Here is a 12,622-nt window from a genome sequence, read left to right as displayed (position 1 = left end):
TTTTGGCGTCCGAAGGATTTGACCCATTTTGCCCAGGGCGTCTTTGGCAAGCTTGGACTTAGAACCACTAAGTCCCGCGCTTGCCGCATAGCCCTGAGCAAAATGGACTCAAACCACGAAGGTGGATTTACATGGTCCTGACCCTGATACACAGAAGGGAATTTGACTATGGGATATTGTAACGAGTGTAACGCAGAATATGGCGAGGGTGCCAAATTTTGTCCGAATTGCGGTGCAAAGACACCTGAGCAGCTCGCTGCAGAAAGCATACCCAATCAGGCCCGACATTATGTCGGTGAAGCAGCCGATGAGCTTTGGGGCGCGACCAAGGACGCCTTTCACACCGGCAAGCATCTCGCCGATCAAGACACCGTCAAGAAAGTCGCTGGCGGCGCAGCCATTGGAGCAGCCGCAGGCATTATCGCCCCAATCGGACTTGCCACGGGCGCGTTGATTGGTGCAGGTATCGTCGCGTACAGGCATGTGAACAAGAAAAAGAATCAGGAAAAATAATTGCGCTGCCCATTTTGCGGACATGACGATAGCCAGGTAAAGGACAGCCGTCCGACTGAAGACAATAGCGCGATCCGCCGTCGGCGGCAGTGTGAGGGTTGCGGCGGGCGCTTCACAACCTTTGAGCGTATTCAGCTGCGTGAGCTGGTGGTGATCAAAAGCGAAGGTAAGCGCGAGCCGTTCGACCGGGAGAAGCTGGAACGTTCGCTGTCGGTCGCGTGCCGAAAGCGCCCTGTGGACAATACGCAAATCGAAAAACTCGCCTCTGCGATCCAGCGACAGCTTGAAACCCTGGGCGAAAGCGAAATCGAAACCAAGCGCATTGGCGAATTCGTCATGGATGGGTTGAAGGCGCTTGATAGCGTTGCTTATATCCGCTTCGCGTCGGTGTATAAGGACTTTAGCGAAGCCAAGGATTTTGAGGATTTCGCCGGGAGTGTGGTCGAAGCGGCGCTAAAATGAGCACACCGCCCATCATCATTCTTTGCCGTCCGCAATTGGGCGAAAATATTGGCAAGGCGGCCCGTGCCATGCTCAACTTCGGCCTTACCGAAATGCGTCTTGTCGCCCCACGCGACGGATGGCCCAACCCCAATGCAGGTCCAGCGGCATCGGGCGCGGACATTGTGTTAGCGAATGCCCAGGTTTTTCCGACGCTGGCGGAGGCAACCGCAGACATTGCGCATGTCTATGCCACAACGGTGCGCAAGCGCGGTGTGACGAAGCCGGTTATCACGCCCGAAGTGGCCGCCCGAGAGGTTCTGAGCAACACAGGGCGAAGCGCGATATTGTTCGGGGCCGAGCGATCAGGCCTGGAAAGCGACGAAGTCAATGTTGCCCGCGCCATCATCACGGTGCCGATTAATCCTGAATTTGGTTCGCTGAACTTGGCGCAAGCGGTCATCCTGTGCGCGTATGAATGGTCGAAAACGCAGACGCTAGCGAGCCCGCCCAAAACGGATTTGGAACCACCTGCCACGCAGTTCGAATTGGACGGCCTGATTGCACAGTTAGACATTATGCTGGAGCCGTTGAATTATTTCACGCCCATTGACCGCGCACCAGTCACCCGCCGCACATTGCGCAATTTGCTGACGAAGCCAGCATGGAATGCGCTTGAGGTAAGGACATTACGCGGCGTGCTCACAACGTTGAACAAACGGCGACCGCCCGAAGGTTAGGGTCAGGCGCGCGTGGCGTCCCATATATTGAGTTCGTAGGCGATAGAAGCTTCAACCAAACGCTCCCACAGGTCAGCAACGACTTCGACGGGAATGCCCAAGCCACTTGCCGCGTCGTGGACGTTTTTGAGAACCTGTTGCTTGCGTGCTTCGTCGCGGACGGCGTTGCGTTCTGTTTTAATACGGGCGGCGGCATCCATATAGGCGAAGCGCACAGCCAGAAGCTCGACCAATTGCGCATCAACCCGATCAACGCCCGCACGCACTTGGGTCATATCATTGCACTTGACGGGTTCAACTGGGCTGACTGATCTGATCATGGCCGCGCCTTTACGATTCCGCCACCGTAAAGTCGAGCCAGATGTTGACATAACGCCCATCAACGGCCATAGGCGCCGCTTCGCAATCGACCCTGCATTCCGGTGAAGCAGGTGTCCGGCACATCTCAGATGTGTCGCGCGGTACCGGAAACAACGTTGTTAGCAATTGGAGACTGAATATGTCGATGCGCAAAAGCTCGAAGTATAAACTTGACCGCCGGATGGGCGAAAACATCTGGGGCCGTCCAAAATCCCCTGTAAATAAGCGCGAATATGGCCCAGGCCAGCATGGTCAGCGCCGCAAAGGCAAGCTGTCTGATTACGGCATCCAACTGCGCGCCAAGCAGAAGCTCAAGGGCTATTATGGCGACGTAACTGAAAAGCAGTTCAAGCGCGCCTATCAAGAAGCCAGCAACATGAAGGGCGATACGTCGCAGAACCTTATCGGTCTGCTGGAGCGTCGTTTGGACATGGTCGTATACCGCGCCAAGTTCGCACCAACCATTTTTGCGGCACGCCAGATCGTCAGCCATGGCCATATCCGTGTCAATGGCGTGAAGTGCAACATCGCCAGCCGTCAGGTTGCCGTTGGCGACGTCATCAGCCTGGGGCCGAAGGCCAAGGAAATGGCGTTGGTTATCGAAGCGCAAGGCCTCGCCGAACGTGACATTCCTGAATATGTTGCCGTTGATGGCAACGACAAGGTAACCTTCGCGCGCGTGCCCACGCTTGATGAAGTGCCTTATCCCGTGAAGATGGAACCAAATCTGGTCGTCGAATTCTATTCGCGTTAATCTTCCACGCAAATTTACGAAAAAGGCGGTCCATGTGGCCGCCTTTTTTTATGCGCGGCAACCATGTCGGCCCGCGAAAGTTTCTCAATAAGCCACCCGTCGCCCCAGCGGAGGCTGGGGTCTATCCCGTCTCGCAGTATCAACCAATATAGTTTTTGCTGCACTGCACAGACAGACCTCACCCTACGCTGATTTGACGGCAACGGGGCGCATTCACAACGCACAGCCTTTTTCATTTGAGCCGCGCGAACGGGTCTGGCACAGTGACCGTTATAATGTTTCCTTTAGGAGAATTTGATGCGCCTACTGTCCTTGGCTCTTATTTCTGCGCTCACCCTCACCTCTGCATGCCAGAAAGCGGCATCGCCGGATATGGACACTGCGGTTTTGCCCCAGATCGAGGTCCCTGCTTTGTCGGAAAAGACAATGCAGGACGTCACCCGCGAGTTGTCGCTCGATACATATCAGGGGCGCGCTCCTGGGTCTATTGGCGAAGAAAAGACGGTCGCATATTTGATTTCAAAGTTCAAAGCGGCAGGACTTGAACCGGGAAATAATGGCAGTTGGACGCAGGACGTCCCCCTGATCGAAATCACTGCGAAAAACGTCTCGGCCTTAAGCATTGCCGACCGGAACGGAAAGGCCATGTCCTTTGCCTATGGCAGTGAATATGTCATCGGCAGCTATCGCGAGGCACCCAAAACCGACATCAAGCAAAGCGACATGGTTTTCGTCGGCCATGGCATCGTCGCCCCAGAAAAGGGTTGGAACGATTATGCGGGCGTTGATGTGAAGGGCAAGACCGTCGTCGTGATGGTAAACGACCCTGATTTTGAAAATAAAAGCCTTGATGGTCCCTTCGGTGGCAAAGCCATGACCTATTATGGCCGCTGGACTTACAAATATGAAGAAGCAGCGCGTCAGGGTGCGGCGGCCGTTTTGATCATCCACGACACTGCACCTGCCGCTTATGGTTGGAATGTCGTCAATTCTAGTTGGACAGGCACGCAGTTCCTCGCACAATCCAAAGATGGCGGCAAAAGCCAGACTCAAGCCAATGGCTGGATACAGAAATCCGTCGCCAAGGACATTTTCGCCGCAGCCGGCCAGAACCTTGAAAAGCAAATGGCCGCGGCAAAGCAAAAGGGTTTCAAGGCAGTGCCCTTGAACCTTACGGCGTCGCTTAGCTTTGAAAATGAGATTGCGCGCAAGGCCAGCAAGAATGTGATCGGTGTGATGAAGGGCACAAAACGGCCCGACGAATATGTGCTTTACACCGCGCATTGGGACCATCTGGGGCGCTGCACGGCGGCGGCGGATGGCGATGACATCTGCAACGGCGCCGTTGACAATGCCACCGGGACAGCGGCGCTCGTTGCGCTTGCAGAAGGCTACACCAAAGCTGGCGCGCCAGACCGGTCGGTCGTGTTCCTTGCGGTCACTGCCGAAGAAAGCGGCCTGCTCGGTTCCAAATATTATGCCGAAAACCCTATATTCCCGCTGTCCCAGACCGTTGGCGGCGTAAATATGGATGCGTTTTCGATGTCCGGCCCTGCCAAGAACCTGACCGTCATTGGCAAGGGCAAGTCGCAACTTGACACTTATTTGGAAGCAGCGGCGAAATCAGAAGGCCGCACACCCGAAATGGAGCCGACCCCGGAAAAAGGATTCTATTATCGTTCCGACCATTTCAGCTTCGCCAAGCTTGGCGTGCCGATGGTCTATTTTGAAGGCGGCGATGACCTGATCATTGGCGGAAAAGCAGCGGCCAAGGCAGCCGCAGATGATTATGAAAAGAACCGATATCACGCCCCCGGCGATGAATTTGACGAAAATTGGGATTGGTCAGGCGTGATGTCCGATCTGAAACTTTATTACCGTGTTGGCCGGATGCTTGCGATGACCAATGCATGGCCGAACTGGAACGAGGGAGATGAATTCCGCGCCGTTCGCGACAAAAGCCGCAGCGGCAGATAATCCATGGCGTTTCGTATGCCCGCAGAATGGGCACCCCATGAATCGGTCTGGATTGGCTTTCCCAGCTCCGTCAAGGCTTGGGGTGAACCACTGCATCGCGCCCAGCAGCAGATTGCCGCATTTGCCAATGCCGTCCATGCCTCTGGCCGTGGCGAGCGTGTCCATTTAATTGCAGGAAGCGCCGAAGCCGCCACGATTGCCACCGATCTTGTGGACAGCGGGGTTCATGTAGAACAGCGCCAAATAGGCGACATCTGGCTGCGCGACACGGGCTGTATCATTGTGCGGGACGGCAATCTGCGCATCGCCCGCGATTTTGGCTTTAATGGCTGGGGTGGCCGTTTCGATTATCCGGGCGATCTCACTATCGGCCATGAACTGGCCGCCGAAGCCGGGTTTGAAGTGAAGAAGCTTGATTGGATATTGGAAGGCGGCTCAATCGATGTGGACGGCGAAGGCCTTGCCGCGACCACCGTCGACTGCTTGTTGAACCCGAACCGTAATCCTGCACTCAATAAGGAAGCGATTGAATCGCGGCTTCGCGATGAACTTGGGATACAAAGATTGCTTTGGCTGGGCGACGGCTTGGCGAATGATCACACCGATGGCCATATCGACAATCTCGCCCGCTTTGTGGGTGTAAACCATATCCTCATTCCGCAAGGCGCAGGGCCCGATGACCCCAATGAAGCCGTTTTTGAAGATGCCCGAAAACGCGCGGAAGCATTTGGCTGTCGGGTCAGCCTCATGCCTTCGGTCGGGCGCTTCGTGCAAGATGGCGAAGTCGTTCCGGCAAGCTATATGAATTTCTACATCGGCAATGCCGCAATTGTCGTGCCGATCTATGGCGTGGGGAATGACGATGCAGCTATTGCCACTTTGGCGTCATTGTTCCCGGACCGACAAGTTGTCGGTGTCATGGCGGACGCAGTATTGACTGGCGGCGGCAGCTTTCATTGCTCCAGCCAACAAGTGCCAATTTAATTCTGTTTAAATTTTACACTCGGATATTATATCCATCATTCAACCCAGAAGAGGATTTCTCATGAAAAAAGCTTTTCTATTCGCCCTCGCCGCCGCCACTTTGGCAGTTCCCGCGCTCGCTGACCACCATGGCGCCAAGAAGGCAGACCATGACAAAATGCATAAGGCGCATCAGGAACGGCTTGCGAAGATACTTGCCGACCCCGCCCGCGCCAATGACGCAAAGCGCGACCAGTATCGCCACCCTGCAGAGACATTTGAATTTTTCCGTCTTCACCCCGATCATGTGATTGGTGAATATGCCCCCGGCGGCGAATGGGTATCGCGCATCCTTGGCCGCTATATCAACGAAAATGGCAAATATACTGGCCTGTATTTCGGAACAAAAACCTTTTTCAGTGACCAGCAAAAGCAAGGTCTTGCCGCAGCTATTGGTAAATTTCCTTCCGACGTTGCCGCCGTATCCGGTCGGCCAGCCGCCGATTTCAATGCTTTTTCCTTAAGCGAAACTCCCGAAGGCGCGAAAGGAACGTTCGACCGCATATTGATCATGCGCATGATGCATAACATCATGAACTGGAACATCGCCGACGCCGAAATAAAGGCTATGCGTGACCTGCTGAAGCCAGATGGCCTTATCGGCATCGAACAGCATCGCGCCAAGGCAGATGCACCCTATAGCTACACCAATGGCAGCAAAGGCTATATGCGCGAAGCCGACATCATCAACTTCATGGAAATAAATGGCTTTGAACTTGTCGCCAAGAGCGAAGTGAACGCCAACCCCAAGGACAGCGCAAACTGGCCCGATGGCGTGTGGACATTGCCGCCTGCGCTGCGTTTGAAGGATGTCGATCGCGCGAAATATGAAGGCATTGGTGAATCCGATCGGATGACATTGTTGTTCAAAAAACGCGATTGATGATTTTGCGGCGGCAGCCGCGCAGAACAAAACATGCAAAATATGCGGTTTGGCGACAATCATGATTGCAGCGCGTTTCGGGGTGCGGCTATAGACGCGGCATGACCAGAGATATCACCGTTGCCGCGTTGCAACTGCCTTTGTCGGCTAGCGAAGCTGAAAACATTGATGCCGTCAGCGACCTTGTGTCGCAGGCATCCGACCTTGGCGCGCAAATCATCCTGCCGCCCGAACTGTTTTCAGGGCCTTATTTCTGCAAAACGCAAGAGGAAGCGCATTTCGCGCTTGCGCGGCCAACCTTGGAGCATCCTGCGGTCAAGGCCATGGCTAAGCTGGCCAAGCGCCTTAATGTTGCTATCCCCGCCAGCTTCTTCGAACGCGACGGCGCGCATTTCTACAACAGCATCGCGATGATCGACGCCAGTGGCGAAATCATGGGCGTGTATCGCAAGAGCCATATTCCCGACGGCCCCGGCTATCAGGAGAAATATTATTTCCGTCCCGGCAATACGGGGTTCAAGGTCTGGGACGTCTTCGGCACGCGCATTGGCGTCGGCATCTGCTGGGACCAATGGTACCCCGAATGCGCACGCGCAATGGCGTTGATGGGCGCTGAATTGTTATTCTATCCCACAGCCATCGGTGCAGAGCCGCAGGATGCGACATTGGACACACGGCATATGTGGCGGCGGGCGATGATTGGCCATGCGGTATCGAACTGTATGCCCGTCATTGCGGCTAACCGGGTCGGCAGCGAAGACGACCATGGTCAGACGGCGCAAAAATTCTACGGCACCAGCTTCATCGCCAATGAATGGGGCGATGTGGTCTGCGACCACGACGACGCTGAAACCGGCATATTAGTGTCGACATTTGACCTAGACCAAGCCCGCGCGCACCGTGCCAGCATGGGCTTCTTCCGCGACCGTAGGCCCGCATTATACACCCGCCTTGCGCAGGATATTTGATCTGTCGCATCTCTATCTCATTGGCATAGGTTCAAATCAGCCACATCCCGTCATTGGCACACCAAACCGCATCATTCCGCACGCGATAGCCGCGCTGGAGATGGATGACATTGATGTGTTCGCACATTCGGCCATCATCCAGTCAAGCCCGATGGGGCCATCGTCACGCCGCTTTGCCAATGCCGCTGCGGTCGTGGCAACCGCGCTTGAGCCACCTGCCCTGCTGGCCCGCCTGCATGACATCGAAAGCCATTTCGGACGCGTCCGTCGCGGCCAAAGTTGGCGCGCGCGGGTGTTGGACCTCGACATTCTTTTATGGTCCGGCGGCAACTGGGCCGACAGCAATCCAGCGCTTTTCATTCCGCATCCTGGCCTGCGGTCACGCGGCTTTGTCCTGACGCCTGCGGCCATGATTGCCCCCGATTGGCGCGACCCTGTGTCGGGCCTTAATATTCGTCACCTGCAATCACGATTTAACCGACCAAAGGCGCTTGACCGCACCCCCCACCGCCATTAGGGGGAGCGCTCTCCTTTGAACCCATGATGGTTCAAAGCGGGGGCCCTTAGCTCAGTCGGTAGAGCAACTGACTTTTAATCAGTAGGTCGCTGGTTCGAACCCAGCAGGGCTCACCATAGCTTGGTTCTGGCATGGTGTGGAAAATCCTGACATAAATCACATAATGATAGGATTAGGACCACGTAAATCCACCTTCGGCTTCGATCTCGCAAGCAAAATGCGATTGTGGGGATGAAGCACCCGTCACCGGAATTCCTTTACGGTGCCTAAGTTTACAAACATATACCCAAAACGCGATATTTCTGTAAACTTACCTCGACTTTGCGACGTTGGCTTATGCGGTGCGAAAGCCGGGATGGGATTAAACAGGTTCAAAGAACCAGTCCCGCAACAATCGCGGGAGTAACACACAGAATCTCAAAAAAAATCCTACATTGCAAGCGAAACCTATTTTGGGGATGACGCTTTTGTCTCGGTAATCGAAAGCGAAATAAGTCCTCCCCGGCACGGGGGAGCCGTAGGCGTTGCGGAGCAACAGCGGGACCGTCGCAGACGGTGGAGGGGCACGTTCAGGGTATCACCGCGCCAGAAGGTCAGGATAGCCAGAGCGTGCCCCTCCCCCATGCTTCGCATGGTCCCCCTCCTTATTCTGGGGAGGATTTGCAACCACCACCCGTCGCCCCAGCGCAGGCTGGGGCCTATCGCGCCTGTCGATCTCGCCAGACACACGTGATAGGCACCAGCCTACGCTGGTGCGACGGTGTTTTTTGCTGAATGGGTTATTCGGCGGATGACGCACCTGCCACCGGAATTCCCTAAATCACCCCTCCCCTTCAGGGGAGGGGAGCGCAGCAGCTCTGTCCCCCGGACAGAGCCAAAAGCCGCGCTGGGTGGGGTCCATCGGCGTTGCGTAAACCTATATACCCCACCCCAACCCCTCCCCTAAAGGGGAGGGGCTTAACCTCGCACCACGCCTGAAGGGGAGGGGCTTAATTTCGTAATATGCAACGCAGCAAGATTATTTCGGGGATGACGCACCTGTCACCGGAATTCGCACCGTAACTCCCAGCGTGCAATAATTTAGTGCACTGTCACCGTAACTCCGGCACGGGGGAGCCGTAGGCGTTGCGGAGCAACAGCGGGACCGTCGTAGACGGTGGAGGGGCACGTTCAGGGTATCACCACGCCAGAAGGTCAGGATAGCCAGAGCGTGCCCCTCCCCCATGCTTCGCATGGTCCCCCTCCCCGTGCCGGGGAGGATTTGCAACCACCCCACACCTCACCCGTCGCCCCAGCGCAGGCTTGGGCCTATCGCGCCATCCGCCCAATAGCCGCGGTCCGTGGTCACAAGCACGGCTTTGCCGGTAGAAACGAATCCTCTTGCCAGCAGCATCGTGGTAGCGCTACTTTGACCTCCGACAGCCGGATTGGGAGAGGGGCGCAGTGTTTTTGGGCATCGACGTCGGCACGTCCGGCGTGAAGGCGGTGATCGTGGCGCCGTCGGGGACCGTGCTGGCGCAGGCCACCGCGCCGCTTTCCGTTTCGCGTCCTGCGTCGCTCTGGTCGGAACAGTGCGCGGATGACTGGTGGTCAGCCACCGATGCAGCAGTGCTGGCGCTCGATCCTTCATTGCGCTCCAGCGTCCTGGGCATTGGCCTTGCGGGGCAGATGCACGGCGCGACCTTGCTCGGCGCAGACGACCGGCCCTTGCGCCCGGCGATCCTGTGGAACGACGGCCGCAGCTTTGCCGAGTGCGCCGAACTGGAGCGCGACGAACCACGCACGCGCGCCATTACCGGCAATATCGCTATGCCCGGCTTCACCGCGCCCAAGCTGGCGTGGGTGCGCAAGAACGAGCCGGACATCTTTGCGCAAGTGCGAACTGTCCTGTTGCCAAAGGATTACGTCCGCCTGTGCATGACGGGCGACAAAGCCTCCGACATGGCGGACAGCGCCGGTACGCTGTGGCTCGATGTGGCCAAGCGCGGCTGGAGCGACGCGATGCTCGCTGCCTGCGGCCTCATAGAATGCCAGATGCCGAAACTGCATGAAGGCACAGATGCTACGGGACGGTTGCGCCCGCAAGTCGCCGCCCGTTGGGGCATGGCCGCCGTGCCTGTGGCAGCAGGCGGCGGTGACAATGCCGCCGGCGCGGTGGGGGTCGGTGTGGTCGGCGATGGCGACGCATTCCTTTCGCTCGGCACCTCGGGCGTCATTTTCGTTGCCACCAGTGCGTTTTGCCCCAATCCCGCTCGCGCTGTGCACGCGTTTTGTCACGCTGTGCCCGATATGTGGCACCAGATGAGCGTGCATCTGTCGGCTGCATCCTGCATAGACTGGGCCGCGAAGCTGGCCGGAATCGACGGACCCGCCGCCTTCTTTGCTCTTGCCGAACAGGCCGGACCCGACGCCGGGCAGGAACTGTTCCTGCCTTATCTTTCCGGCGAACGCACCCCGCACAATGATCCGCATGTGCGCGGCGCTTTCCTCGGACTTGGCAATGAAACCAGCCCGGGCCGCCTCGCCGCTGCCGTGCTTGAGGGCGTTGCCTTTGCCCATGCCGACGGGCTGGATGCCCTGCGCGAAGCAGGCACGCAGTTCTCCTCACTGTCGGTCATCGGCGGCGGCGCGCGTTCGTCCAGTTGGGGGCGGATCATCTCCGCGGCGCTCGGCGTGCAACTGGTTTATCTTGAGGGCGGCGAAGTCGGCCCGGCGCTGGGTGCGGCGCGGCTCGCCCAGATCGCGGTGACCGGTGATAGCGTGGCCGACGTGTGCGTCCGTCCGCCGGTAAGCCACATCATCGAACCCGATCCCGCCCTTGCAGAAGCGCTGGCCCCCAAGCTTGCGCGCTTCCGCGCCGCCTATCCACTCATTTCGCAAATCTAGGAGTAAACCTCATGTCCGCAGACTATTTCGCACCTTTCGACACCGTCCGTTACGAGGGCCCCGACAGTGCCAACGACCTCGCCTATCGCTGGTACGACAAGGAGCGCGTCATACTAGGCAAGCGGATGGAAGACCATCTGCGCGTGGCGGTGTGCTTTTGGCATACGTTCTGCTGGCCGGGCAGCGATGTGTTCGGTGCGGGCACTTTCAGCCGCCCTTGGCACACGGGCGCCAACGATGCCTTGGCTGCAAAGGCCAAGCGCGAGGCGGCGCTGGCGTTCGTTGAAAAGCTCGATGTGCCGTTTTACTGCTTCCACGATGTAGATGTGATGGCCGATGCCGATAACACCGCCGCGTTCCGCCGCAGCTTTGCCGAGGCAGTGGACCATCTGGAAGCCTTGCAGACCCAGCATGGCCGCAAGCTGTTGTGGGGCACGGCCAACCTATTCAGCCACCCGCGCTACATGGCGGGGGCTGCCACGAATCCCGATCCAGAAGTCTTTGCCTGGGCGGCGCTTCAGGTGCGTGATGCTCTGGAAGCGACACATCGTCTGGGCGGCGCGAATTATGTGCTGTGGGGCGGCCGCGAAGGTTACGACACCATCCTCAACACCGACGTCGGCATCGAGCAGGAAAACTTCGGCCGGTTCCTCAATCTGGTGGTCGAGCATAAGCACAAGATTGGCTACACTGGCACGATCCTGATCGAACCCAAACCGCACGAGCCGACCAAGCATCAGTATGATTTCGACACGCAGACCGTATATGGCTTCCTCAAGCGCTTCGGCCTGGAAAACGAAGTCCGCGTCAATATCGAGGCCAACCACGCCACACTGGGCGGCCATACGTTCGAGCATGAAATCGCCATGGCGCGCGCGCTGGGAATTTTCGGTTCAATCGATGCCAATCGCGGCGACCACCAAAACGGCTGGGACACCGACCAGTTCCCCAACTCGGTTGAGGAATTGACGCTGGCGATGCTGGAAATCGTCCGCGCCGGCGGCTTCACCACAGGTGGTTTCAATTTCGATGCCAAAGTGCGCCGCCAGAGCATTGACGCCGAAGACCTGTTCCACGGCCATATCGGCGGGATCGACACCCTTGCCCATGCACTGGTCAAGGCCGCCGCGATCATTGAAGACGGCAAAGTCGACGCCTTCCGCAAGGCGCGTTACACCGATTGGCAAGGTGAATTGGGGCAGGCAATCCATGCGCCGCAAGCCTCGCTGGCGTCAATCGCAGATCTAGCCATCAGCCGCGACCTGAAACCTAGACCCAAGTCGGGGCGTCAGGAATGGCTTGAAAACACAATCAATCGCTTCTGAACGCGGGAATTTCGGTCGAAATTCCGACAACGGGCCCGTCAGCCCCGAAATAACCCTGCATTGCGTCCGCATTTGCCTTGCTGCGTAACATGATGCGAAATACCCCGATCGGCTGTGACAAAACACGTGCAATCAGAGCAGGTTAACGAAGAGCCGATAAATGTCAATTTCGGGATCAATGCACCTGCCACCGAATTGCCCAAATCACCCCTCCCCTTCAGGGGAGGGGAAGGGG

General features: G+C 57.4%; 12 protein-coding genes and 1 tRNA gene. 12 read left to right on the top strand and 1 reads right to left on the bottom strand.

Annotated elements, in window-relative coordinates; genetic code table 11:
* Nucleotides 1–168: 168 nt before the first annotated feature.
* The 3 genes from HEQ34_RS12610 to HEQ34_RS12600 are packed head-to-tail and all read left to right on the top strand — an operon-like array spanning nucleotide 169 to nucleotide 1,694.
* Nucleotides 169–513 (top strand): zinc ribbon domain-containing protein, encoded by a 345-nt coding sequence (locus HEQ34_RS12610; RefSeq protein WP_296201006.1) that lies wholly within the window; start codon nucleotides 169–171, stop codon nucleotides 511–513.
* Nucleotides 514–975, top strand: coding sequence for a transcriptional regulator NrdR (nrdR, locus tag HEQ34_RS12605; protein ID WP_296201004.1), 462 nt, complete (start codon nucleotides 514–516; stop codon nucleotides 973–975). It begins immediately after the preceding gene.
* A complete protein-coding gene (locus HEQ34_RS12600; protein WP_296201002.1) occupies nucleotides 972–1,694 on the top strand; it encodes an RNA methyltransferase in 723 nt (240 codons plus the stop codon). The genes nrdR and HEQ34_RS12600 overlap by 4 nt, the downstream gene beginning before the upstream one ends.
* Before the next feature lie 2 nt (nucleotides 1,695–1,696).
* On the opposite strand, the gene HEQ34_RS12595 is transcribed toward HEQ34_RS12600, so the two are convergent.
* A complete protein-coding gene (locus HEQ34_RS12595; protein ID WP_296201000.1) occupies nucleotides 1,697–2,014 on the bottom strand; it encodes a chorismate mutase in 318 nt (105 codons plus the stop codon).
* Between the two features lie 179 nt (nucleotides 2,015–2,193).
* On the opposite strand from HEQ34_RS12595, the gene rpsD reads away from it, so the two are divergent.
* From rpsD to xylA, 9 genes are all read left to right on the top strand, one after another.
* The gene (rpsD, locus tag HEQ34_RS12590; RefSeq protein ID WP_125229985.1) at nucleotides 2,194–2,808 is read left to right on the top strand and encodes a 30S ribosomal protein S4; all 615 of its coding nucleotides are present in this window, start codon (nucleotides 2,194–2,196) and stop codon (nucleotides 2,806–2,808) included.
* A 297-nt stretch (nucleotides 2,809–3,105) separates the two neighbouring features.
* Nucleotides 3,106–4,785 carry a M28 family metallopeptidase gene (locus HEQ34_RS12585; protein ID WP_296200997.1) on the top strand — a complete coding sequence of 560 codons (1,680 nt, stop codon included), beginning with the start codon at nucleotides 3,106–3,108 and terminating at the stop codon, nucleotides 4,783–4,785.
* 3 nt (nucleotides 4,786–4,788) lie between these two features.
* Entirely contained in the window at nucleotides 4,789–5,769 is a 981-nt protein-coding gene (locus HEQ34_RS12580; protein WP_296200994.1) for an agmatine deiminase family protein, read from the top strand.
* 61 nt (nucleotides 5,770–5,830) lie between these two features.
* The gene (locus HEQ34_RS12575; RefSeq protein ID WP_296200992.1) at nucleotides 5,831–6,691 is read left to right on the top strand and encodes a methyltransferase; all 861 of its coding nucleotides are present in this window, start codon (nucleotides 5,831–5,833) and stop codon (nucleotides 6,689–6,691) included.
* Nucleotides 6,692–6,792: 101 nt separating this feature from the next.
* Nucleotides 6,793–7,659 carry an N-carbamoylputrescine amidase gene (gene aguB, locus HEQ34_RS12570; RefSeq protein WP_296200989.1) on the top strand — a complete coding sequence of 289 codons (867 nt, stop codon included), beginning with the start codon at nucleotides 6,793–6,795 and terminating at the stop codon, nucleotides 7,657–7,659.
* Nucleotides 7,643–8,176 carry a 2-amino-4-hydroxy-6-hydroxymethyldihydropteridine diphosphokinase gene (gene folK / locus HEQ34_RS12565; RefSeq protein ID WP_296200986.1) on the top strand — a complete coding sequence of 178 codons (534 nt, stop codon included), beginning with the start codon at nucleotides 7,643–7,645 and terminating at the stop codon, nucleotides 8,174–8,176. The genes aguB and folK overlap by 17 nt, the downstream gene beginning before the upstream one ends.
* A 40-nt stretch (nucleotides 8,177–8,216) precedes the next feature.
* Nucleotides 8,217–8,292, top strand: a tRNA-Lys gene (locus tag HEQ34_RS12560).
* A gap of 1,327 nt (nucleotides 8,293–9,619) precedes the next feature.
* A complete protein-coding gene (xylB, locus tag HEQ34_RS12555) occupies nucleotides 9,620–11,062 on the top strand; it encodes a xylulokinase (protein WP_296200983.1) in 1,443 nt (480 codons plus the stop codon).
* A gap of 11 nt (nucleotides 11,063–11,073) precedes the next feature.
* Nucleotides 11,074–12,387 carry a xylose isomerase gene (gene xylA / locus HEQ34_RS12550; protein ID WP_296200980.1) on the top strand — a complete coding sequence of 438 codons (1,314 nt, stop codon included), beginning with the start codon at nucleotides 11,074–11,076 and terminating at the stop codon, nucleotides 12,385–12,387.
* The last annotated feature ends 235 nt before the right edge of the window (nucleotides 12,388–12,622 follow it).

Origin of the sequence: Sphingorhabdus sp., from assembly GCF_023910635.1 — a bacterium.
In the GTDB taxonomy this organism is placed as follows: domain Bacteria; phylum Pseudomonadota; class Alphaproteobacteria; order Sphingomonadales; family Sphingomonadaceae; genus Sphingorhabdus_B.
The sequence above is the reverse complement of the archived record's forward strand: the minus strand, read 5'-3'. Positions and strand labels throughout refer to the sequence as shown.

Coding starts and splice junctions, on each gene's coding strand:
- xylA (WP_296200980.1), top strand. CDS start 11,074: ATGTCCGCAGACTATTTCGCACCTTTCGACACCGTCCGTTACGAGGGC.
- rpsD (WP_125229985.1), top strand. CDS start 2,194: ATGTCGATGCGCAAAAGCTCGAAGTATAAACTTGACCGCCGGATGGGC.
- HEQ34_RS12580 (WP_296200994.1), top strand. CDS start 4,789: ATGGCGTTTCGTATGCCCGCAGAATGGGCACCCCATGAATCGGTCTGG.
- HEQ34_RS12575 (WP_296200992.1), top strand. CDS start 5,831: ATGAAAAAAGCTTTTCTATTCGCCCTCGCCGCCGCCACTTTGGCAGTT.
- HEQ34_RS12600 (WP_296201002.1), top strand. CDS start 972: ATGAGCACACCGCCCATCATCATTCTTTGCCGTCCGCAATTGGGCGAA.
- HEQ34_RS12595 (WP_296201000.1), bottom strand. CDS start 2,014: ATGATCAGATCAGTCAGCCCAGTTGAACCCGTCAAGTGCAATGATATG.
- aguB (WP_296200989.1), top strand. CDS start 6,793: ATGACCAGAGATATCACCGTTGCCGCGTTGCAACTGCCTTTGTCGGCT.
- HEQ34_RS12585 (WP_296200997.1), top strand. CDS start 3,106: ATGCGCCTACTGTCCTTGGCTCTTATTTCTGCGCTCACCCTCACCTCT.
- HEQ34_RS12610 (WP_296201006.1), top strand. CDS start 169: ATGGGATATTGTAACGAGTGTAACGCAGAATATGGCGAGGGTGCCAAA.